Below are 22,116 nucleotides of genomic sequence, written 5' to 3'. Positions count from 1 at the left end.
TACAATCATGGGAAAAGCAGACGAGGGGGGCATCGCTTTTGACGTTAACGACACTTCAAAAAAGCTTAAACGCTCAGCTTGACGGGCTGTATGAGGAAATGGTTGAAATCAGGCGTCACCTTCACATGAATCCCGAGCCATCCTTTAAGGAGAAAAAAACACCGGCGTTCATCGCCTCATTTTATGAAAAGCTCGGCGTTCCCATCCGGACGAATGTCGGGGGAAACGGTGTCACAGCCTATATTGAAGGCGGTGAACCGGGACCGGTCGTGGCACTCAGAGCTGATTTTGACGCTTTGCCGATACAGGATGAAAAAGATGTGCCCTATGCTTCACAAATTCCCGGCGTCATGCACGCCTGCGGGCATGACGGCCATACGGCGGCTCTGCTCGCGGTCGGAAAAGTGCTGTACCGCAACCGAGAAAAACTGAAAGGGTCATTTGTGATGATTCACCAGCACGCCGAGGAATTATCTCCCGGCGGAGCAAAAGCAATGATTGAGGATGGTTGCCTCGAGCATGTCGATGCCATTTTCGGCACTCACCTTTGGGCGACTGAACCCGTCGGGACGGTCTTATGCCGCCCGGGCGCAGTGATGGCCGCCGCTGACGGCTTTACGATTAAAGTCATCGGGAAAGGCGGCCACGGCGCGATTCCTCACGATACGAAGGACGCCGTTTTAATCGGCTCACAAATCGTCACGGCTCTTCAGCATATCGTCAGCCGGCGGGTAAATCCGGTGCAGCCGGCCGTCATCTCAGCCGGCTCGTTCACCGCTGAAAATCCGTTTAATGCGATTGCCGATCAGGCAGTCATATCAGGCACCGTCCGCTCGTTTGACGAAAGTGTGCGCAGCCTGCTCGAAGCAGAAATAGAAGCCGTCGTAAAAGGAATCTGTTCCATGCACTCCGCTTCCTATGAATATCGTTTCAAGCGCGGTTATCCCGCCGTCGTTAATCATCCCGAGGAAGCAGCGCACGCGGCGGCAGCCGCAGCGGAAACAGAGGGCGTCACGAAGGTCGTTGAAGGAGAGCCGCAGATGGCCGGAGAAGATTTTTCTTATTATTTGCAGCATACAAAAGGCGCTTTTTTCTTTACGGGGGCCGCTTTAGAAAATGCGGAAACCATTTATCCTCATCACCACCCGAAATTTGATTTTAATGAGAAAGCGATGCTGACGGCCGCCAAGGTGCTTATCGGCGCCGCGGTAAGCTACCCCCGATAGGGCATAAAAAACAGCCGGCACATTACGTACCGGCTGCTGTGATTCTTAAATGAAAAACGTGCCTTGCCGTCTCACCGAGCTGTGACAGCAGTTTATAATTGGCCGCTCCGCCCACGGCGGCTCCGACGACCGGCAAAAGCTGAAACAATTTCACCACGTCCAGATAATCGCGGTATTCCTGCTGAAAAACTCTCCAATCGACATCATGCTTTTTCGAATCCCACTGTTCAATCATTGAGTATATGCGTTTCCGCTGTTCACCGCTTGAGAAAGCCAGCTGAAAAATAAACAGCAAAAACAATCGTTCATCCCTGTCTTTCACATCATAGCCGTAAATAGAGGCAAGATCGAACAGACATTTCATTTTAATGGATAACAGCAAAGGAAAATCAGCCATCCCTAAAAAAATTCCGCCGGCCCCCGTACCGATACCTTCGGCTGCCGCGACCTTTTGGTACGATGCGATGGTTTGTCTGGCGAGGGCATCTTTTTCAGCAAGCGTCATACCGTTTGTATCCCGCTTGCCTTTCACCAGATTTGAACCCGCCATTGTTGCTTCGGTCATTTTTTTAATGCTTTCTGTGATGACGGCATGAATTTTATCAGGAATCCGCTCATTTATTTTCGCCTGCATTCCTTTAGAAAAACGTTCAAGCATAGAATCTTTGCGTAAAAAACGCGCTTTCCATTGCAGTGCTTCCTGTATCAGCTGCTGATCGTCGGTCATCTGTGTCTCCTTCTTTCATTGAGGTTTCAAAAACCCGATTGATTACAGCTTGCCGTACTTTTTCAATCTTCCGCCCATATACGAAGGCATGATCACAAAAATCAGAACGGCTGAAGCAACAGCCGCATACAGCGCCCCGCTGACTCCCGCGGCATAGGCTGACGCTGCACAGAACAGCAGCGCCTGCACGGTTAATGCCGATTTCATCAGCGAAAAGAAACTTTGCAGCTTCGCTTTCTGATTGACCGGGTAAAGCTCCTGCAGAGAAAGATGATGAAAATGCCCGAACAGCGGGAGAAGCTGTATTCCCGTAATAAAGACGGTAAATACGGTTAAAGCCGCCGTTATCCACGGATTGGCGGAAACGAGCATAATAATCAGGATAAAAATAATCGTGAGCCTGACCTGAATGCCGAGATAATCATTTGAACGCAGAAAGGCCCGCGCATACATATAGGAGAACGTTTTCCGCTGTTCGAACGGAATCATTCTGAGCAAAAAGTCGAGATACGCCCGCCGTTTTGCCTGTTTTTTCAGGTGAGGCACATCGGTAAACAGATTGGCGATTCTGTAAAACCGCTGCTTCCTTCTTAATTCATATTCAATATGGGCTTCCCATTTTAATGATTTATGTTTTGCGGCCGATGTGAAATACACATAAAGGCCGGCCATCACAATGTAGACGGCGGCAGCGTACACATAAAACGACTGTAAGACGAAGTATAAAAGCAGCATATTGCAGATAAAGCGTATGACCGCATCCATCATTTTCATGCTTCTGTCATTCATAAACGTCATCCGCCACTCCATGGCCTGATTCCACGCTTTTACCGCCAGCATCTGAATAAATACGGCGGCATACGACGCAAGCGACGCCCCCGGACTTACAGCGAAAAACAGAGGCATGCATACAAGCGACAGAGCAATAAGCGGAAACAGCTGTGACAGATAGCTGTACTTAAATGCATGCTTAAAGTATGTCCCCATTTTCGGTTCAAGCGGCAGCAGAAACACGAGGTCCGCTTCCTTTAACAGCGTCCGGACGTATGAACCGGTCAGCACAAATGAAAAGAGCACCGCCATCACCCAAAATGACGGAAAATGAACAGGAATGTCTTTGACCCACTTGCTGTACCAGCTTGCCGCGCCGGCAATAAAAAAGATCAGCACAATGACGAGATGATCATTGAGCATATATTTCATATACATTCTGGTTTCCTTTATATGCTCTTCAAGCCGGGACTGCCAAATCGTAGACATATTATTCATGGCCGGCGTCTTCCTTCGTCAGTTCAATATACAAGTCATCAAGAGCTGCGTCTTTCATGCCGAACTGCTCTCTCAGTTCTTCCAGTGTGCCGCTTGCCCGCACTTCGCCGTTATGTAAAATAATGAAAGCGTCACAGTAGCGCTCTGCCGTAGCCAGGATATGCGTTGACATCAGCACGCTTGATCCGGCTTTTTTCGCGGCGTCCATCCGCTCCAGCAATGCATTGATCGCAAGCGGGTCAAGGCCGAGAAACGGCTCGTCAATGATATAAAGCGAAGGCTCCGCGAGAAACGCGCACATGATCATGACTTTCTGCTTCATCCCTTTGGAAAAGTGAGCGGGAAACCATTTCAGCCTTTTTTCCATTCTGAATTCTTTCAGAAGCGGAGGAAGCCTTTTTTCAAGCGTTTCTTTGGAAAGGCCGTACGCCATGGCCGTCAGCTCCAGATGCTCTTTGAGCGTCAGTTCTTCATACAGCACCGGCGTTTCGGGGATGTACGTAAATTGCGAGCGGTAGCTTTCCTTATCCTCCGAAAACGTCTTGCCGTTCAGCTCGATCGAGCCTTTATGCGGGTCCATTAATCCGATAATATGCCGGATCGTCGTGCTTTTGCCCGCGCCGTTTAATCCGATGAGTCCGACAATCTGGTTCGGCTCAAGGGTGAATGAAACATTTTTTAAGACCGGGTTTCTCGTATAACCGCCGGTTAAGTCTTTTACCGATAGCAGAGACATAATTTCTCCCCTTCTGATTCGTTTTTCTTCATAGTACCAAAAATAAAGTCTGATTTGAAACGATTCCCTTTTTTTCTCACGTGAAAAGTGTGCATAGTTATCGTTTTGGCGGACATCATAATGTATGTAGAAGGAAACAGCTTTAATCAACTGAAAATGAGGTGTTTATAAAAGACGTCTTAGAACAGTTGGATGAAAATCAACATGTCCTGTGCTTACAATTTCTTCACACACTGCTTTGATGATGTTCTTCATTCATGATGAAATAATCAAATGAGGTGTTTGTCCCAGGAATGATTAAGCAGACCCATAAGTCTTCATTTTAAAAACAAATGAGGTGCTTACAAAAGGCATATTCAATTTTCTGTGATAAAGCTCGTACTTCTGCATCAGGGTGAACGCGCAGCCGTTCATCCTGTTTTTTGTTTTGGCCGTTTTTGTGGTACGATGAGAATATACATATATTTCTTTTCAGGGAGGAAACCCATCTATGCACAAAGCGGACGATTGTATTTTCTGCAAAATCATTGCCGGTGACATTCCGTCTTCAAAAGTATACGAAAATGAACACGTCGTGGCGTTTCTTGATATCAGCCAGGTCACAAAAGGCCATACGCTCGTGATTCCGAAAACACATATCGAAAACGTGTACGAGTTTACGCCTGAGCTTTCTAAAGAATATTTTGAAGCGGTGCCGAAAATCGCACGCGCCATCCGCGATGAATTCGAGCCGATCGGGCTGAATATTCTCAATAACAACGGTGAAAAAGCGGGCCAATCGGTGTTCCATTTTCACATGCATATCATTCCGCGTTACGGAAAAGGCGACGGTTTCGGGGCTGTCTGGAAGACCCACGCCGAAGACTATACGCCTGACGATCTTCAGGAGATCGCTTCAACCGTCAGAAAACGGCTTGCCTCATCTTAAAGATGAGGTTTTTTTGCGTCCGGAAACACAAAAAACATAAATTATATTTTTTTATATCAAAAAAATCAAAAAATTGTGATAGGATAATTGTATTATTTCTTACACTAAAGCGGAAAACAGGGAGAGATCGTAAACATGGAACGTACAACGAATTTCAATGCAGGACCCGCAGCCCTTCCACTGGATGTGCTGCAAAAAGCACAAAAAGAATTTGTCAACTTCAATGATACCGGCATGTCCGTCATGGAGCTGTCCCACCGGAGCACGGAATATGATGCGGTGCACCAAAAAGCAAAAAGCCTTCTGAAAGAACTGATGGATATTCCCGACGATTATGATATTTTATTTCTTCAAGGCGGCGCAAGCCTTCAATTCTCCATGCTGCCGATGAACTTTTTAACGCCGGAAAAAACGGCGCACTTCATCGTAACGGGCGCATGGTCTGAAAAAGCACTCGCCGAGGCGAAACTGTTCGGAAACACATCCGTCACGGCAACAAGCGCAGATTCAAACCACAACCACATACCGGAAGCGGACCTCTCAGGAATCAAAGACGGCGCCTACCTGCATATTACGTCAAACAACACGATTTTCGGAACGCAGTGGAAAGAGTTCCCGAATTCACCGATCCCGCTCGTAGCCGACATGTCAAGCGACATCCTGAGCAGAAAAATTGATGTCAAAACGTTTGATGTCATCTATGGCGGAGCCCAGAAAAACCTCGGGCCGTCCGGCGTCACGGTCGTCATCATGAAAAAATCATGGCTTGAAAACGAAAACGCCAACGTCCCTAAAATGTTGAAATACTCCACTCACACAAAAGCCGATTCACTGTATAATACGCCGCCTACATTTGCGATTTATATGCTGAGCCTCGTCCTTGAATGGCTGGCTGAAAACGGCGGTGTCGAAGCGGCTGAACGGCGCAATCAGGAAAAGGCCGACGTCCTGTACGGCACAATCGACACAAGCGGCGGGTTTTACGCGGGGCATGCCGCAAAAGACAGCCGTTCTCACATGAACGTCACGTTCACCCTCCGCGACAGCAGTCTCACGAAAAAATTCGTTGAAGAAGCGAAAGCGGCTAAAATGACCGGACTCGGAGGCCACCGCTCAGTCGGAGGCTGCAGGGCGTCTATCTACAACGCCGTCAGCCTGGCTGATTGTGAAAAACTGGCTCAGTTTATGAGAAAGTTCCAGCAGGAAAACGAATAAATTTCTTCTAACATAACGGTTCCTTTGATATACTGTTTGCATATCAATTTTTCCGGCCATCGCAATAAATGACGAGCATATTATTGGATGGCGAAAAAGCTTAGCAGAGGAGAGCTTAGTATGAAAACAAAAGAATTAGTCATTATGGCCCTGTTTGCGGCAATCGGAGCGGTGCTTCATTCCATTATGCCGCCGGTATTATTCGGAATGAAACCCGATATGATGCTTGTGATGATGTTTATGGGTATTCTGTTATTCCCCCGTGTGCAGAACGTGCTGATGATCGGGATTGTAACAGGAATCATTTCCGCACTTACGACATCTTTTCCGGGCGGACAGCTTCCGAATATCATTGAAAAACCGGTAACGGCGTTTCTGTTTCTCGCGCTGGCGCTTTTGGTGAAAAAGAGCGTGAAAACAGCGCCCGCCGCCGTCATTACGATAGCCGGCACCTTCATCTCCGGTTTGCTCTTTTTGGCGCTGGCCCTTCTGATTGTCGGCCTGCCGGGCGGATTCACCGCATTGGTGCTCGCGGTCGTCCTTCCGGCGGCTGCGCTGAATACGATCGCCATTATCATTATGCATCCGATTGTGCAGACGATCTTAAAACGGTCCAATATGATTGAAACGGTGAAATAACCGCATACCGAAACCTCTTCCGGCCGGAAGAGGTTTTTTAATGTGTTTCAGCATGTTTTATACGAGAAGTTTTGTGAAAAAAATAAGGAACAATGCGAGGGCGGTTCCTGCTGAGCAGACGATGGCCTTTTGGCGGACGACCCGCTTCGGCGGATAAGAAGCGGCCTGGCCGAGCAGTTTCAGGTAATAAACGGCGCCCGCCGCAAAGACAAGAGCCATACAAGATAAAACAATCATAAAGACAGACAACCTTCTCCCTCCTTTTCCCTTAAAAAATATGCTAAAATAAAGCAAGCTATGTATAGAAGTTTATTCTTCTGAACAAAAATGATAAAAGTTATGAGAAAAAAAACGGGGTGATTTCAAATGGCTGACGGACGTTCCCTTTTAACAGGCCTTTTCGTAGGCGGATTGATCGGAGGCGCAGCGGTGTTACTCTCGGCTCCTTCATCCGGAAAAGAGCTGCGGGGCAAAATCAAAGCGAATTGCAATTCAATTGAGGACACAATCAAACGGTTAAAAAAAGACGGAATGGCGCTTAAGGACCAGCTTGTCCAAACGGCGAAAGAAAGCGCAGAAGTCATTAAAGACGTAGGCGGAGAGCTTCAGACCAACATTAAAAGGTGGCAGGAGGAAATCAAGCCGCACCAACAGGATCTCCAAAAGGAAATCGCTGATATCGAAGAGAAAATCAGACAGCTGGAGAAAACCTTACAAAACTAATATCCTATACAACCAAAAAAAAGTGCGGACATATTGCGTTCCGCACTTTTTTTTGCGGTTTAAAGCCTTTCCCAGCAACGGATCAAGAATTTATTATAAAATTCTTAAATTTTCATCTTTATTAATCTTTATTTTATTGGCATAATAGAGGAAAAGAAAATGTGAAGCAGGTGATCTGTATTGAATCGTGTTGAACCGCCTTACGATCTAAAAGAAGCTTTAATCTATACCCAAAAAATGGCGCAGCTGTCCAAAGCGCTCTGGAAATCTATCGAGAAAGACTGGCAGAATTGGCTGAAGCCGTACGACCTTAATATTAATGAGCATCATATATTATGGATTGCCTATCAGCTTAAAGGAGCTTCTATTTCAGAAATCGCCAAATTCGGCGTTATGCACGTATCAACTGCATTTAACTTTTCAAAAAAGCTTGAAGAACGGGGATATCTGAAATTTTCCAAGCGGCTGAATGATAAACGGAACACGTACATTCAGTTAACAGAAGAAGGGGAAAATGTATTCGAAAGCCTGCTTGAGGAGTTTGATCCGTCGAGAAACGCTGTGTTTAAAGGCTCACAGCCGATCTACCACTTATTCGGGAAGTTTCCTGAGGTTGAAGAATTAACCTGTGTCATCCGCCACATTTACGGCGAAGATTTTATGGAGATATTCGAGAAATCATTGACAAACATAAACAATGATTTTGATAGTGAAGACGGAAGGCTGAAGAAAAAAACGGACGAATCGGCTGTCCATGAAACGGCTGAAGAGCTGGAACCGATCAACAGTTAATCAAAGTGCTTCATAATCTCAATAAATTCTTCCATCAGCGCTGTATAAAGCCCCTGCTCATACAGAGCAAAAATCGTTTCATGAACATCTAATTTTTCGTTCAGCTGTCCCGCAAAAAGCGCAAGGAGCTTGTCAAACGTCACAAAGCCTTGCGCTTTTTGCGACTCCAGCTCGTCCTCCAATTCGCGGCAGATCCGCCCGACCTCTTCTCCTTCTTCTTCGGTCAGCCCTTTTTCAATCATCATCGCATAAAAAGGGTACTTATCCATATCCACCGTTTTCACCAGCAATTGTATGTAATATTCTAAACGCCCGATACGCTGATCCATTGAATCCATCCGTTTCACTTCTTTCTATCTTTAATCTTATTTTAGCTGATAATGAATGGAGAAGAAAGGTTAAACCGTACATTTCCATGTTTCACCGAGCTCTTCTGTTCTTCTCTTTCCAGGTTTATTTTTTTCTTTAAAAAAGGATTGATTTTTTCTCCTGAAGAGAGTAAATTATTTTGAGATTGTATTCCATCTTTGTACGGAAGGATGACTCTGATGAATTGCTGGAAAACCATTAATCTGATCAAAGATTATGGTGCGGTTCGTTTATTATTGACTGCTGTAGGTTTTATGATCCTGTTTTTTATATGCAACTTCTTGGCATTCGGGCTGCTGCGTCCGAATATCAGTTTAAGTGACGGGCACGTGTTTGCTTTTTGTGTGCTGCTCGTTGTTACTTTATTTGTACATAAAGTCATACATGTCCTGCCGATGATCTGTAAAAAAAGAAAAAAGGAAATGAAAATGTACTTCTTGCGGATGCCGACATGGAAAGGCATACCGAAAACGACGATGCTGATTTCAACGATCAGCCCGTTTTTATTCATTACGCCGTTATTGTTTTATGCCGGACTGGCATTTCCGAGACACGCTCATTACTTTTATATGATTTCGAGCATCCATGCGGGGTACTGCCTGCCTGATCTTCTGTTTGCGCTCCATCTGGTCAAAGCGCCCAAATCATGTCTGATTGACCAGGAATCCGACGGTTTTGATATTTTAGTAAAAAAAGTGCCGGAGTCTTGATGTCCCGCTGATTTTTCAGGTTACATTCTATCTTTTTTAATAAATATTTGGTAATGTAATATGGGAGCAGTTCAGAGAGAGGGGGAATCTCCCATCATTTTATTCTATTTTATCGTGGCTGCCCTGTTTATTCTTTATTTCATAAACAGGCTCACAAATACATTATGCCTTGTCAGAGAGATTCCTGAAGACCGGCAGGATAAGGTATTCCGTTTTATTAATGTATCTATTTTAATTTTACTGATCTCTTCATTCGTCGAGATCTCCTTTACTGTGTAAACAGGCAAAAAAATATGGCTGACGGAGGTCTGACCCCCGACAGCCATATTTTTTTCTTAATAAAGCCAAGAAGCGCCGATGATGATCAATAAGATGAACAGAACAACCAATAATGCAAAACCGCCTGCAAATACTTCACCCATCTCCAAAAGCACCTCCTACAAAACGTTTTATTTTTCCAATTACATCATATGCAATTTACTTCTGAAACGATTAGGCGCCCGGGTAAGAAAACGGACCGCTTTTGGAAAAAGCGATCCGTTTCGCTTAACAAATGTAAGCTGCACCTACGATGATAAGCAATATGAACAGTACTACGAGCAGTGCGAAACCGTTTGAATATCCTCCGCCCATGGTTCATTACCTCCTTTTCATGATCAATATATTTGTATGTATCAGGAAAAAGTTTGACTAGACGAATGCCCTTTATTTAAAATCTTTTTACAGAAAGCCACAATATGTTATGATACGCATATGCAATTTAATTTGGATGATTAGGAGTGTTTAATGGAATGAAGAAAATCGCGATAGCAGCTATTACGGCAACGAGCGTCCTGGCTCTCAGCGCTTGCAGCAGCGGCGACAACGACGTGATTGCCAAGACGGATGCCGGAAATGTAACAAAAGGCGAGCTCTACACGAACATGAAAAAAACCGCGGGCGCAAGTGTGCTGACACAGCTCGTACAAGAAAAAGTATTAGCAAAAAAATACAAAGTATCGGATAAAGAAATCGATACCAAGCTGAAAGAGTACAAAACGCAGCTCGGTGATCAGTACAGCGCCCTTAAACAGCAGTACGGCGAAGATTACCTGAAAGATCAGGTAAAGTACGAACTGCTTGCACAAAAAGCGGCGAAAGACAACATTAAAGTATCTGACTCCGATACGAAAGAATATTACGACGGCTTAAAAGGTAAAATCCGCGCGAGCCACATCCTTGTCGCTGACAAAAAGACAGCTGACGAAGTGGAGAAAAAGCTGAAAAAAGGCGAGAAGTTTGAAACGCTTGCGAAAGAATACTCAACTGACACATCAAAAGACAGCGGCGGCGACCTTGGCTGGTTCGATAAAAAGTCAATGGATGAAACATTCAGCAAAGCTGCATTTGGCCTGAAAGTCGGACAAGTCAGCGATCCGGTCAAAACCAAATTCGGTTATCATATCATCAAAAAGACAGAAGAACGCGGCAAATATGATGACATGAAAAAAGAACTGAAAGAAGAAGTTCTTAAACAGAAATTAAACGACAACTCAGCTGTACAAGCGGCAATTCAAAAAGTCATGAAAAAAGCTGACGTAAAAGTGGAAGACAAAGACTTAAAAGACACGTTTAACACTTCAACATCATCATCTTCTCAATCTAAATAAAAAAACTGTGCGGGCTCTCGGTGAGCCGCACAGTTTTTTTATGCGATGGAATGATTGGAGTTTTCTTCCGCATCCGCGTTTTCACTTGGGGGCGCCGCCATACGGCGCTCGCGTTCCTGTTCCATCCGTTCAATATACACCCTTCCTTCTTTTTCAATAAACGACTGGTCAAGCTTTTCCTCTTCTTTAGCTGTTGTGAAAAGCTTATAGGCGCTGAAAATAATTCCGATAATGCAAAGGTATACCCACCAAGGAAAAAATAGCACGTCGGTTTCCTCCCTTTTTCACCCAGAGTCTTTATTCTAAGCTATGCTTGATAAAGACAAGTTATGAGAGCTGAACGTAAAAAAGACCGATCATAGAGAATCGGCCTTTTTATCTTATTGATGGAAAGTCGGTTTGTAGAAAGAACGGTTTTCAAGCGCAAATACACGCTCTGTGTATTCGCCCGGCTTCACCCGTTCCAGCGCTCTGTCCATCATGATCATTTTTGCATCCAGATTGTCAATGTAGTGAAGAATTTCCGCTTCCTTCACCATCGGCGGTTTCGGGCTTCCCCATTCCGCTTTTCCGTGATGGCTTAAAATCAAATGCTTCAGAATCAGCACTTCTTCAGCGTCAATCTGAAGCTCTTCGGCTGCTTTTGAAAGCTCTGTCACCATGATCGAAATGTGTCCGAGCAGATTCCCTTCCACGGTGTACGTTGTGGAGACGGGGCCTGAAAGCTCTTTTACTTTGCCGAGATCATGCAGAATGACTCCGGCATACAGTAAATCCCGGTCAAGAGACGGATACAGATCGGCTATCGCTTTTGCCAGGTTCAGCATGGACACTACATGATACGCAAGCCCTGAAACGAACTCATGGTGGTTTTTAGCCGCCGCCGGATAATCCATAAACTCAGCCGCATATTTTTTGACCAGATGTCTCGTGATCCGCTGGATGTTTGGATTTTTCATTTCAAAAATGTATTGAGTGACGGTTTCCATCATTTCGTTTTTCGGAATCGGCGCCGTTTCCAGAAAATCATCAATGCTGACATTTTCGTTCTCGCCGGCCGGCCGGATGTTTCTCAGCTTAAGCTGGTTTCGTCCGCGATAGTGATGGACATCTCCAATCACCTTCACGATCGTCTGCGCCGCGTACGTTACTTCATCAGTCGGCTTGGCATCCCACAGCTTCGCTTCGATATCTCCCGATTGGTCCTGCAGCATTAACGTCAGGAATGGTTTTCCGTTGCTTGCGATTCCCTTAGTCGAAGATTTAATCAGAAAGTATTGATCGACCTGCTCGCCGACCTCGTGCAGCATAATACCTTTTGCCATTCTATTAAAAGCTCCCTCCATATCTTACATAATACCAGTATAGCACATACCTCTTTTTTGAAAATAAACTCTTTTATGACAGGAGCCGCATGACTTGTCCGCTGTGAAAAGACCGGCTGACATGCTCATGGCAGGTAAAATAAAGTATCTGCCGCCCGCCTTCTGAAAGCTGATTCAGCACATCAAACAGCCGCTGCAGCCGCTGCCTGTCAAAATGGACAAAACTGTCATCAAGTAAAAACGGCAGTGATACCGCAGATTCCCTCTCTGACGCAAGGGCAAAACGAATCGCCGCATAAAGCTGCTCGCATGCCGCCTGTGAGAGTTCGCCTGCAGAAAACACCGTTCCGTCTTTCCGCATGACCATAATGGAATCATCAGCCTCGGAAAAATACAATTTGTGATAGCGTCCGTCCGTAAGCGGTCCGTATAATGCACCGGCGGTTTCTAACAGACGGGGAAGCGTCACTTTTTTATGCCGCTCCATTTTTTCCCTGATAATGTGTCTGACCGTCTGTAATGCGGCCCACTCTTTAGCGGTTTTTTTCACGCGCTCCTTCTGCATTTCTGTCTGCTGTTTTAAATCGGATACAAGCCCCGAGGACTCCAGCTGCTCTTGCTTCACCGTTAATAAAGCGGTTTGCTCACGGAGCTGGGCGCTTTTTTCCTCAAGCGTTTTTTTCTCTGTTTCCTTCTGAACGACTGTATGTTCAAGTTCGGACACTGTGCGGCTCATGTACGGCTCCAGCTGTTTTCCGCCTATGCCGGACAAGTGCGTTTTGATTTCGCGCAGCTGCCGCTCTGTTTCCCGGCGGCTTTCATTCAGCCTGGCGAGTTCACAAAAGTGTTCGCGGTTTTTTGCGCCTGCCGCCATGAAAAGCTGTTTGACCTGCTGTTCGTAGTAATGAACTTCTTCGTTTAATTCACGCATTTGCTCTTGTGCATGCAGCAGATCCGTTTCGAGCGCCTGCTTTCGTTTTGCTTCCTCACGGGCCCGTTCCGCCTGCGCCAGCAAAACGTGCAGTCTTTCTCTTACGGACAGCTCCCTTCCGTCTGAAGGACTCAGCTTTTTGACCCGGTCCTCAAATGCTCTTTGCAGCTTTTGCAGCCGGCCCGCTTCAATGGTCAGCTCATGCTTGTTAAGGATTTCTTTTTTGACATCTTTCATTACATGATATGCGTCAAGAAGATGGGAAGGACTTCCTGAAAACCCCAGTTCCTTCATAAAAAGTTCCGCCTGTTTTTCAGACGGCGCCATTTCCGCCTCCCATTCTTCATATTGGCGGATGACTCTTTCATATGCCGCTTCTTTCTGTTCAAGCACGGCTTGATCCGCAATCAGCTGCTGCCGGTGCCGGCCGTCACGCCAAAGCTCTTCCTGCAGAAGATCAGCCGCTTCTTTAGAGATCGCCGGCTTCTTTTTCTTGTGTCCGGGCCCTCCTCTTTCTGACGGCAGCGGTTTTTGCATGCCGGACAGCATATACAGCAGCAGAGCACCGGTAAAAAGGGCGGCGGGCAGCCATTCCTTTAACATAGCGAAAATCGCAATGAACAGAATGCCCGCACCGAGAAAGAGCTTTTTTTGTTTGGCGCGCTGTTTTTCCAGCTGCTGAACATGTGCCTGCCATTCGTTTCCTTCTGTATCAGCCGTTTGCTTATATGATTGTAAAGCGGCTTCTTTTTCTTTCCTGACAGCGGGGTCCAAAATGTTTTCCGCCGTCAAGGCATGTTTTCGTTCGGCTTCTTCCAGCTCCAGCCGCGCTTGTTCGAAAATCGCATCAAGCTGTGTCTTTCTTTCTCTTGCCTGTCCGGCGCTCTGCACGGCTTCCTGCAGCCGCCATTCATATTCATAATCGGTGTTCAGTGAAAGAATGCCGTCTTCCTCATGTCTTCCGAGCTGCTGCAATTCTGACAAAACGCGGGCAGATGTCTGCCGGATCTGTGATTGGATGGCTGCAAGCTGTTCGCCGCGCGATTCATACATATGCTGCTCGCCGGAAAGCTCCTGCAGCTGCCGCTCTTTTTGCAGCAAGTCCTCATTTGGAGCGAGCAGATCAGCCTGCCGCCTGAGTTCAGCCGCTTTTGCCCGAAGCCCCTCAAGACGGGCCGCTTTCGGATGGAGATGCGATTCGTATTTTTCAAGCTGATGCATTCCATCCTTCGGGAATTGCTTCAATGCTTCCGGATAAGAAGAAAGTTCGCTTTCCAAGGCTGTTTTTTTGTCTGCGAGCGGCTTTGCTTCTATCGCCGATTTTACTGTTTTGATTTCTTCAGTTATGTCTTTCAATCGTGCTTCGGCATCCTGCAAACGGCCGCCGGCGCTTTTTTTCTCTTCCAGAAGGCTGTGATAGCCCGCTTCCGCAGCTTCCGCCTGTTTCAGCTGGGCGCTGAGCCGCTTTAATGTATCCAACTCCTGATTTAAGCGGGGGTTCCGCCCGTTCGGCTTATACATCCTGTCAAGTTCTTTTGCCAGCCGCCCGTCAAGCTTTGCCGCCGCTTCCGACCCGAATAAGCTCGAATACAGGAGAAACTCGCCGATTTTGTCCCGGTTAAAAGCTTGAATCTCCTGCAGTCCGAATACATCGAACGAATAGATCGCTTCGTACAGCGCCCGATCTGTATCGGAAAGAAGCTGTTTGAGCCATTCTCCGTCCTTGATTTCGCCTGAAGCCGTATACACTCTGACTTTTTCGGCAGCGCCTTTTGTCCGTTCGATTTTGACAGCGCCGTGATCGCCATGCTTCAATTCCACAGTGCCGCCGTAAACCCCGCCGTTTTTCGGTTCGTATTTTTTTGATTTCGGAAAACCGAACAGTACGCTTTTGATAAAGGACATCAATGTCGTTTTGCCCGCTTCATTTAACCCGTAGATCACTTGCACGGGAGAATCTGACAGCTGAAAACTTCGGTCTGAAAATTTTCCGTATTGGTAAATATGCATCGCCGTTATTTTCATCGCTGAAGCTCCTTCATCTGGCGTCTTAAAACGGCTTGAGCCTGCCGCTTAATATCCAGTATCTCTTCATCTGTAAATGAAGCCATCTGACGCCGGTATACGGGATGACGCTCAAGGGCTTCAAACACACCGCTCATGTCCGCGCATTGTTCTATGTCCTGAAGGAGCCCTTTAAAAAACGGATCGGGCGGCACGGTGTCTGTTTCATCCGTCCGATCCTCAAGCGCAAGCGGCCAGACGAAACATTCCTCTTCGGCCTCTTCCTCCTGTAAAGCGGAAAGAAGCTCCTCCGCGATGCCTGCGGGCGCCTCCGTCCAAAAGCGGGGCGCCGCGCCGCGAAGCACCAGCCTGACACATGCCGGGCGGCCCGCCGCGCGCAAGCCGGAGAATGTATCCGATGCGGCTTTCAGAAGTGAAGTCATATGTTCAGCTCCGGAGATATCAAGATCAATTTCCTCCCATAACACATCATGCGCTTCTTTGAATTCCCAAGACATCTCACCGTTTGCCGCCCGGACGAGATAATATCCCTTAGGCCCGGTTTCTTTTAAATGCCGGGCTTGAATATTCCCCGGGTAAATGGCGGCGGGATGCTGGGCGGACAGAACCTGCCGTTTATGAATGTGTCCGAGCGCCCAGTAATCCATGCCGCTTTTTTCAAGGTCTTCTTTCGTAAACGGGCTGTACGGGTCATGCCCTTCCGCTCCTGATAACATGCCGTGGAGCATGCCGATATGATAAGGCGCGCCGGTCATTTTCCGGTAACGGGCCGCCTGATTGACCGTTACGCTTCTTTCCTGATAGCTGCATCCGTATATGCTTGCCGCAAGCTCTCCGTTTTTAAAGAAAGATTTTTCCTCCGGTGTATCCGAGGTGAATGTATGTACATTTTCAGGCCATTCAATCGGCGTCCACTTACCGCCCAAATGATCATGGTTGCCGAATATGACGAACACTTGGATATCCGCTTCCTGTAATCTCGTAAACTGTTTTCTCAAAAACAGCTGGGCTTTTAAACTTCTGTTGGCTTCGTCAAACAGATCCCCCGAAAGCAGCACGAAATCTGCCTGCTCCCGGAGTGCCCCGTCCGTCAGTCGGCGGACGCTGTGAAATGTGCTTTCTTTAATACGCGCATATACCGGTTCAGGCAGATTCGAAATGCCGTAAAACGGGCTGTCCAGATGCAGGTCAGCGGCATGAATAAACGTCAGATCAGCCATCTCGCCCTCCCCTTTCTGCAAATTGAATTACCCTTATTTTAGCACCGTTTTTATACGAATGCACGTTCTGTAAAATAAAAAAACAGCCCGGCTGTTCCGGGCTGTTTCACTTATTTTTTGGAGATGCGCAGCGCTTGTTTGATCGCTTTGAATCCGCTGGCGTTTCCGTAAATCAAAACGCCGCCTTTGTAAATTTTCGCGCCGACCGCTGCAAAGATCACGATAGTGACCAGTGCCAGGGCGATTCCGGCCGCAGCCTGCCAAAACGGGATATCGAGCATCCCGACGCGTAAAAACATAATCATCGGCGTGAAAAACGGAATGTAAGATGTAACGGTAATAAAACCGGCGTCAGGATTGCCGATGCCGAACATGGCGATCATAAAACCTGCCACGACTAAAAAAACCATCGGCTGAATCGTCTGCTGTACGTCCTCTATCCGGCTGACAACACTGCCGAGAAACGCGGCAAGCGTCGCGTAAAGAAAATAGCCGAGCAAATAGAAAATGACAGCATAGACTATCGTCGAGACGGGAACATCCGTAAAATTGAGAAATGCACTGATCGGCGACGACGCATCATTTTGAGGGTTCAGCTTCAGTGAGAGATAACCAGCCGCAATCAGCACCGCAAACTGTGTGATCCCCACGAGCGCGATACCGAACAGTTTGGCAAACATCTGCTGAATCGGCGGCATGCTTGAAATTAAAATTTCCATGACGCGGGACGATTTTTCCGTCGCCACTTCCATCGCAATCATGCTTGCGTACATGATAACTGAGAAGTAGATGACAAACAGCATGATGTATACAAGCCCCATTACCTGACCGAGCTCTTCCTCAGATTTCGCCCCTTTTTCCAGCGCGTCTTTGCTGACTTCCGGCGGAGTGTAGAGGCTGCTGACTTTTTCTGCCGAAATGCCGAGCTTGGCGGTTTCAACAGCGGTTTTTGTCTGGGTTAAAGCCTGCTTGAGCAGTTTATATGCTGATTCATCGGAAATGGTCAGCGCCTTGTATGCTCCTGTTATCGTTCCTTTTTGATCTTGTCTGATGATAAACAGTCCGTCCCATTCACCGTCTTTGACACGCTTTACGGCATCTTTTTCGGACTCCTTCGTCTCCATTGCCTGCAGATCATTGTCTGTATCCGCCGCTTTAAGCTGTTTTGCAAACGCCGGGTACAGCCCGCCCGTTTCATCAATCACCGCAATTTGCTGCTTGCCGTCATCCGATTGAAACACGGATATAATCGATTGCAGGTTGGTCACCGCTAATACTAATAAAACGGTAATGGCCGTCGAAATAATGAATGACTTTGTCGCGATTTTGTTTTTATATGTATGAAACAGCATAATCCAAAATTTATTCATATACGGCCCCCACCTTTTCTATAAAAATATCATGCAGTGACGGCTCTTCCAATTCGAACTTCCGTATAAAACCTTTCCCTTGCAGCGCCTGGAAAATATCCTGAGAAACCGGTTCATTCGCGACCTGCAGTCTGATCCCGTCATTTGTTTCCTTCCATTTCACGACGCCTTCATGCGTTTTTAAAAAGCTGAGGTCATCATCTGAATGAACGGTGACATTTTTTTTGCCGAAAGACCGCTTAATGTCTTTCAGATTGCCTTGAACGACGGGTTTTCCCTTCTGGAGAATGCACAAATTCTCGCAAAGTTCTTCCACATGCTCCATTCGGTGGCTTGAAAAAACGATGGAAACGCCGCTGTTTTTCAAAGAAATGACCGCTTCTTTCAGCAGCTCGACATTCACCGGATCAAGACCGCTGAAAGGTTCATCGAGAATCAGCAGTTCAGGCTTATGCAGGACGGCCGAAATGAACTGGATTTTCTGCTGGTTTCCTTTCGACAGCTCTTCGACTTTCTTATTCTTGTAATCTGTAATGCCGAACCGCTCGAGCCATGTCATGAGCTCTTTTTCCGCCTCTTTTTTGCCCATTCCTTTTAATCTCGCCAAATAGACAAGCTGGTCACTCACCTTCACTTTCGGATACAGCCCCCGCTCTTCCGGGAGATAGCCGATTTTTTCACTGATGGAATAATTGACCGGCTGCCCTTTCCAGGTGATATGCCCGTCAGTCAGGCTTAAAAGACCTAAAATCATCCGAAAGGTCGTCGTTTTTCCCGCGCCGTTTGCGCCGAGCAGCCCGAACATTTCCCTTTCAGGTATTTGCAGGTTCAAATTGTCAACAGCGGTAAAGCTGCCGAATGTTTTCGTTACGTTTTCAATTGTAAGCACGAATCCAACTCCTCCCTTGACCCATTATATACTAATAATGGGTAAAAATTAATGGAGGATTTTAAATTCTTTATCAGAATATCATTCTATAAAGGGGGTGACATGATGGGACAATATGTATTGACCGCCTTCCATGCGTCGGGAGAAACGCTGCTGAATGAACGGATCGAAGCGGATAATGAGGCGGAGGCGAAGGCCGCCGGAGAGGCTTTATTGAAGGAAAAAAAGCTTGAGAACAGTACTCATCGCTTGGTAAATGAAGCCGGAAAGCTGATTTTATTCCACAGATAACAGAAGCTTTCCGGCTTCTGTATGTTACCGGTTAAATTGCGGCGTCCGTTTTTCTAAAAAGGCGCGGATGCCCTCTTTATGATCATCCGTTTTTCTCATATTTTCCTGGGCCTTTCGTTCAAGAGACAAAACATCTTTTAACCGGCTGATATGGAGGCTCTGATAAATAGCCTTCGTTTCAATCATCGCTGACAGCGGCGCATGCAGCAATCGGTCGATATACGGTTGTGCCCCCTCCGCAGGGCCGCCGCTGAACAGCCCGTCGGCAAGCTTGAGCCGCACCGCTTTTTCAGCAGGCAATTTTTCACCGCTCCAAATCAGTTTTTTCGCTTCGATCTCACCGACGCGTCTCATTAATAAATAATGGCCTCCTCCGTCGGGAACCAATCCGATGCCGATGAAATTCATCGCGAGTCGGGCGTTTTCTTCGGCGAGCACCACATCGGCGCACAGCGCGAAACTCAGCCCGAGCCCCGCCGCAGCTCCGTGGATGGCGGCTATCACAATTTTTTTCATATCATAGAGCGTCAGCGTAATGGATTCGATCATTTTCATGAGCCGTTCATATTCTCCTGAATCATGATCCGACGTCATCATCTGAATATCACCGCCCGCGGAAAATCCCCGGCCTTCCCCCCGTAAAAGCACGATAAGCGCCTCACTGTCGGCTGCCATCACGCATGCGTTTTCCAATTCCCGGAGCATTTGTTCATTCAGCGCGTTGTAACTGTCAGGCCGGTTCAGCACAATCTCCGCAATCTTTCCCTTTTCTTCATAGCGAATATACTGCATGTTTACATCCTCCTTGAATCCGCTTACATATTTTGTTCAAATGATATATTCCTTCCGCCGAAGCGAAATTCCTTTATTTTTCAAGGTCAACAGATACCGAAAAATGCATATCATTTGAAACTGAACATACATTTTTATATAGTGAAATTGATATACAAAACAAAAGGGGGGAAAAACGCCGATAATGAAATATGTGATACTCAGCTTGTTACTGAGCTTTTTTATGGTGCTGTTCCCCCCTTCGGATGTCGCTCTTCCTTCCCAATTGGTGACAGAAACAGACAGCCATGTACAAATTTCGGTTTACCCGCAGGAAACGGATTCGGCAAAGACGCCGGTTCACACCAAAACCGCTCCGCAAGGCCTGTCAAAAGGATACGGTGCGTTATCCCGGATGATCTCCCTGTTATCTGTCAAACCTCTTGATCAATTCATTGATTCCACAATGGAAAGGACATGCGCCATTCCGATACAATACCAGTCAAATTACCTCCGGCATCAGAAAATTTCTCATTGCCAATCTGTATTTACGATGTAAAAACAGTATATTCCGGAGGGATTTTTTATGAATATTAAAGAAAACGATCTGCCCGGTATCGGGAAAAAATTCGAAATCGAAACGAGAAATCATGAAAAAATGACGATCATCATTCATGATGACGGCAGGCGGGAAATTTACAGATTTGATGACCGCGACCCTGATGAGCTTCTGGCAAGCATTTCACTTGATGATGCGGAAGCAAGACAGATTGCCGCGATTATCGGCGGTATGGTGTATAAACCGCAGGCGCTTGAATCGATTGAAATGGCGTTCAACGATCTGATTATCGAATGGTTTAAAGTTGAAAAAGGGGCAAAAGCGGCAGGGCGGACGCTCGGCGAACTGGATGTGCGGCAGAACTATGACGTGACGGTCATCGCCATCATTAAGCATAACCGGAAAAAGCTTTTAAACCCGGGCGCTGATTCGCTCCTTGAAGCAAACGATACACTCGTCCTCTCAGGTGAAAGAAAGCATCTGAAAAAGCTGATCCAAGACTTCCTCTCCAGAGACGGAGTGTGATCTGTTTATGGACCATCTCGTATTTGAAGTCGGTACGGCGTTAGTTCTTGTAGCCATTGCGAGTGTCATAGCCAATAAAATTAAATTCTCGATCATCCCCTTCCTGATCATTTTAGGAATGCTTGTCGGGCCGCACGCACCCCAAGCGGGCATCATTGACCTGACGTTTATCGAAAGCCGGGAAGTGATTGAATTTTTCGGACGGATGGGCGTCCTGTTCCTCCTCTTTTACCTCGGGCTTGAATTCTCGGTCGGAAAATTAGTCAAATCCGGACGTTCAATCGCCGCCGGCGGAACGATTTATATTCTGATTAATTTCAGTTTAGGGCTGATATACGGCTTTATCACGGGCTTTTCCTTTTTGGAAGTGCTTGTATTGGCAGGCGTCATCACGATATCATCAAGCGCCATTGTCGCAAAGGTGCTTGTTGACTTAAAGCGCACGGCCAATCCGGAAACGGAGCTGATTCTCGGCATCATTATGTTTGAGGATATCTTTCTGGCGGTTTACTTATCGGTCGTTTCCGGGCTTGTTCTGGGAGACGCGACGTCTGTCGGAGGCGCGCTGATGTCAATCGTGATCGCTTTCGGATATATGCTGCTGTTTTTCATTGCCGCCCGAAAATTGCCGCCTCTGCTGAACAAGCTGCTTGATATCCGTTCAAACGAGGTATTTGTCATCGTCATTTTCGCCGCGCTCTTTTTCATTGCCGGCTTTTCCGAAACGATTCATGTCGCTGAAGCGATCGGCGCGCTCTTGCTCGGACTCGTGTTTTCGGAGACGGCCCATTCTGACAGGATTGAGCATCTTGTCGTGCCGTTCCGTGACTTTTTCGGGGCCATGTTTTTCTTCAGCTTCGGTCTCAGCATTGATCCGTTTTCACTCGGAGATGCGGTATGGCTTGCCCTTGGCGCCGTTCTGCTGACGATTGCCGGAAACTTTATCGCCGGCATGATCGCCGGGCGCCGGGCGGGGCTTTCTCATAAAGCATCGTCTAATATCGGGCTGACCATTGTGTCACGCGGCGAATTCTCCATTATCGTCGCAAATCTCGGCATCGCCGGCGGCCTGTCCGCTTCACTTAAACCTTTCGCCGCCTTATATGTTTTGATACTGGCCATCTTCGGCCCTTTGCTCACGAAAGAATCGAAGCGGATATATCTCCTGTTGAACAGCGTGTTCAAATGGAAGACGCCTGAAAAGAAGCCGCAGAAATCATAAAAAAA

27 protein-coding genes are annotated in these 22,116 nt (G+C 46.9%); 13 read left to right on the top strand and 14 right to left on the bottom strand.

Annotated features, from left to right (window positions below; all coding sequences use genetic code 11):
• The first annotated feature begins 38 nt into the window (after positions 1-38).
• Positions 39-1,226, top strand: coding sequence for a M20 family metallopeptidase (locus tag NYE42_RS05125; RefSeq protein ID WP_144464082.1), 1,188 nt, complete (start codon positions 39-41; stop codon positions 1,224-1,226).
• Between the two features lie 22 nt (positions 1,227-1,248).
• Here NYE42_RS05125 and NYE42_RS05120 read toward each other — a convergent pair whose 3' ends face one another.
• From NYE42_RS05120 to ecsA, 3 genes are read right to left on the bottom strand one after another with little or no spacing between them, the layout of a single operon-like run.
• Complete coding sequence (locus NYE42_RS05120) at positions 1,249-1,953, bottom strand: EcsC family protein (protein ID WP_032871112.1); 705 nt, start codon at positions 1,951-1,953, stop codon at positions 1,249-1,251.
• Between the two features lie 42 nt (positions 1,954-1,995).
• Positions 1,996-3,222 carry an ABC transporter permease gene (locus NYE42_RS05115; protein WP_040238339.1) on the bottom strand — a complete coding sequence of 409 codons (1,227 nt, stop codon included), beginning with the start codon at positions 3,220-3,222 and terminating at the stop codon, positions 1,996-1,998.
• The gene (ecsA, locus tag NYE42_RS05110) at positions 3,215-3,958 is read right to left on the bottom strand and encodes an ABC transporter ATP-binding protein EcsA (protein WP_003155231.1); all 744 of its coding nucleotides are present in this window, start codon (positions 3,956-3,958) and stop codon (positions 3,215-3,217) included. The genes NYE42_RS05115 and ecsA overlap by 8 nt, the downstream gene beginning before the upstream one ends.
• A gap of 490 nt (positions 3,959-4,448) precedes the next feature.
• Between ecsA and NYE42_RS05105 the strand changes: the two genes are divergently transcribed.
• The 3 genes from NYE42_RS05105 (at position 4,449) to NYE42_RS05095 (ending at position 6,740) form a co-directional block, all read left to right on the top strand.
• On the top strand, positions 4,449-4,886 hold the full coding sequence (locus NYE42_RS05105; RefSeq protein WP_007409220.1) for an HIT family protein: 438 nt from the start codon (positions 4,449-4,451) through the stop codon (positions 4,884-4,886).
• 135 nt (positions 4,887-5,021) lie between these two features.
• Entirely contained in the window at positions 5,022-6,101 is a 1,080-nt protein-coding gene (serC, locus tag NYE42_RS05100; protein WP_144664057.1) for a 3-phosphoserine/phosphohydroxythreonine transaminase, read from the top strand.
• A 120-nt stretch (positions 6,102-6,221) separates the two neighbouring features.
• On the top strand, positions 6,222-6,740 hold the full coding sequence (locus NYE42_RS05095; protein ID WP_007409222.1) for a tryptophan transporter: 519 nt from the start codon (positions 6,222-6,224) through the stop codon (positions 6,738-6,740).
• Between the two features lie 57 nt (positions 6,741-6,797).
• Here NYE42_RS05095 and NYE42_RS05090 read toward each other — a convergent pair whose 3' ends face one another.
• Complete coding sequence (locus NYE42_RS05090; RefSeq protein ID WP_007409223.1) at positions 6,798-6,989, bottom strand: hypothetical protein; 192 nt, start codon at positions 6,987-6,989, stop codon at positions 6,798-6,800.
• A gap of 117 nt (positions 6,990-7,106) precedes the next feature.
• Between NYE42_RS05090 and NYE42_RS05085 the strand changes: the two genes are divergently transcribed.
• Positions 7,107-7,463: a YtxH domain-containing protein gene (locus tag NYE42_RS05085; RefSeq protein WP_256683753.1), complete on the top strand. Its 357-nt coding sequence runs from the start codon at positions 7,107-7,109 to the stop codon at positions 7,461-7,463.
• Positions 7,464-7,643: 180 nt separating this feature from the next.
• On the top strand, positions 7,644-8,255 hold the full coding sequence (locus NYE42_RS05080; protein WP_003155240.1) for an HTH-type transcriptional regulator Hpr: 612 nt from the start codon (positions 7,644-7,646) through the stop codon (positions 8,253-8,255).
• Here the strand turns inward: NYE42_RS05080 and NYE42_RS05075 are convergent.
• Positions 8,252-8,593 (bottom strand): YhaI family protein, encoded by a 342-nt coding sequence (locus NYE42_RS05075; RefSeq protein ID WP_003155243.1) that lies wholly within the window; start codon positions 8,591-8,593, stop codon positions 8,252-8,254. The genes NYE42_RS05080 and NYE42_RS05075 overlap by 4 nt on opposite strands.
• 210 nt (positions 8,594-8,803) lie before the next feature.
• Here NYE42_RS05075 and NYE42_RS05070 point away from each other — a divergent pair, with 210 nt between their 5' ends.
• Both NYE42_RS05070 and NYE42_RS05065 read left to right on the top strand, forming a co-directional pair.
• Positions 8,804-9,334, top strand: a complete 531-nt coding sequence (locus NYE42_RS05070) for a DUF3267 domain-containing protein (protein WP_007409225.1) — start codon at positions 8,804-8,806, stop codon at positions 9,332-9,334.
• 60 nt (positions 9,335-9,394) lie between these two features.
• Entirely contained in the window at positions 9,395-9,613 is a 219-nt protein-coding gene (locus tag NYE42_RS05065; protein WP_003155245.1) for a hypothetical protein, read from the top strand.
• A 56-nt stretch (positions 9,614-9,669) separates the two neighbouring features.
• Here NYE42_RS05065 and yhzE2 read toward each other — a convergent pair whose 3' ends face one another.
• On the bottom strand, positions 9,670-9,756 hold the full coding sequence (gene yhzE2 / locus NYE42_RS05060) for a sporulation protein YhzE2 (protein ID WP_003155248.1): 87 nt from the start codon (positions 9,754-9,756) through the stop codon (positions 9,670-9,672).
• A 124-nt stretch (positions 9,757-9,880) separates the two neighbouring features.
• Positions 9,881-9,967: a sporulation protein YhzE1 gene (gene yhzE1, locus NYE42_RS05055; protein WP_017417375.1), complete on the bottom strand. Its 87-nt coding sequence runs from the start codon at positions 9,965-9,967 to the stop codon at positions 9,881-9,883.
• 158 nt (positions 9,968-10,125) lie between these two features.
• Here yhzE1 and NYE42_RS05050 point away from each other — a divergent pair, with 158 nt between their 5' ends.
• The gene (locus NYE42_RS05050; protein WP_094032916.1) at positions 10,126-10,983 is read left to right on the top strand and encodes a peptidylprolyl isomerase; all 858 of its coding nucleotides are present in this window, start codon (positions 10,126-10,128) and stop codon (positions 10,981-10,983) included.
• Positions 10,984-11,021: 38 nt separating this feature from the next.
• Here NYE42_RS05050 and NYE42_RS05045 read toward each other — a convergent pair whose 3' ends face one another.
• The 6 genes from NYE42_RS05045 to NYE42_RS05020 all read right to left on the bottom strand — a co-directional run bounded on the left by NYE42_RS05045 (position 11,022) and on the right by NYE42_RS05020 (position 18,743).
• Positions 11,022-11,249, bottom strand: coding sequence for a sporulation YhaL family protein (locus tag NYE42_RS05045; protein ID WP_015417149.1), 228 nt, complete (start codon positions 11,247-11,249; stop codon positions 11,022-11,024).
• A 114-nt stretch (positions 11,250-11,363) separates the two neighbouring features.
• Positions 11,364-12,308, bottom strand: coding sequence for a 3'-5' exoribonuclease YhaM (gene yhaM, locus NYE42_RS05040; protein WP_003155251.1), 945 nt, complete (start codon positions 12,306-12,308; stop codon positions 11,364-11,366).
• A 73-nt stretch (positions 12,309-12,381) separates the two neighbouring features.
• Positions 12,382-15,264, bottom strand: coding sequence for an AAA family ATPase (locus NYE42_RS05035; protein WP_352426807.1), 2,883 nt, complete (start codon positions 15,262-15,264; stop codon positions 12,382-12,384).
• Entirely contained in the window at positions 15,261-16,484 is a 1,224-nt protein-coding gene (locus NYE42_RS05030) for a DNA repair exonuclease (RefSeq protein ID WP_094032913.1), read from the bottom strand. The genes NYE42_RS05035 and NYE42_RS05030 overlap by 4 nt, the downstream gene beginning before the upstream one ends.
• A 110-nt stretch (positions 16,485-16,594) precedes the next feature.
• Positions 16,595-17,854 carry an ABC transporter permease gene (locus tag NYE42_RS05025; protein ID WP_352426806.1) on the bottom strand — a complete coding sequence of 420 codons (1,260 nt, stop codon included), beginning with the start codon at positions 17,852-17,854 and terminating at the stop codon, positions 16,595-16,597.
• Positions 17,847-18,743, bottom strand: coding sequence for an ABC transporter ATP-binding protein (locus NYE42_RS05020; protein ID WP_094032912.1), 897 nt, complete (start codon positions 18,741-18,743; stop codon positions 17,847-17,849). Before NYE42_RS05020 ends, NYE42_RS05025 begins: the two co-directional genes overlap by 8 nt.
• A gap of 105 nt (positions 18,744-18,848) precedes the next feature.
• On the opposite strand from NYE42_RS05020, the gene NYE42_RS05015 reads away from it, so the two are divergent.
• Entirely contained in the window at positions 18,849-19,034 is a 186-nt protein-coding gene (locus NYE42_RS05015) for a YhzD family protein (protein ID WP_015239502.1), read from the top strand.
• 24 nt (positions 19,035-19,058) lie between these two features.
• Here NYE42_RS05015 and NYE42_RS05010 read toward each other — a convergent pair whose 3' ends face one another.
• Positions 19,059-19,826 (bottom strand): enoyl-CoA hydratase, encoded by a 768-nt coding sequence (locus NYE42_RS05010; RefSeq protein ID WP_007409232.1) that lies wholly within the window; start codon positions 19,824-19,826, stop codon positions 19,059-19,061.
• 184 nt (positions 19,827-20,010) lie between these two features.
• Here NYE42_RS05010 and NYE42_RS05005 point away from each other — a divergent pair, with 184 nt between their 5' ends.
• From NYE42_RS05005 to NYE42_RS04995, 3 genes are read left to right on the top strand one after another with little or no spacing between them, the layout of a single operon-like run.
• Positions 20,011-20,364, top strand: coding sequence for a hypothetical protein (locus tag NYE42_RS05005; protein ID WP_039062823.1), 354 nt, complete (start codon positions 20,011-20,013; stop codon positions 20,362-20,364).
• A 27-nt stretch (positions 20,365-20,391) separates the two neighbouring features.
• Positions 20,392-20,889, top strand: a complete 498-nt coding sequence (locus NYE42_RS05000; RefSeq protein WP_007409234.1) for a cation:proton antiporter regulatory subunit — start codon at positions 20,392-20,394, stop codon at positions 20,887-20,889.
• Positions 20,890-20,896: 7 nt separating this feature from the next.
• Positions 20,897-22,111 carry a cation:proton antiporter gene (locus NYE42_RS04995; protein ID WP_003155266.1) on the top strand — a complete coding sequence of 405 codons (1,215 nt, stop codon included), beginning with the start codon at positions 20,897-20,899 and terminating at the stop codon, positions 22,109-22,111.
• Positions 22,112-22,116 lie beyond the last annotated feature (5 nt).

It is taken from the genome of Bacillus sp. FSL K6-2865, from assembly GCF_040311405.1.
Lineage (GTDB): Bacteria > Bacillota > Bacilli > Bacillales > Bacillaceae > Bacillus > Bacillus velezensis.
This window is presented reverse-complemented; position numbering and strand designations above follow the sequence as displayed.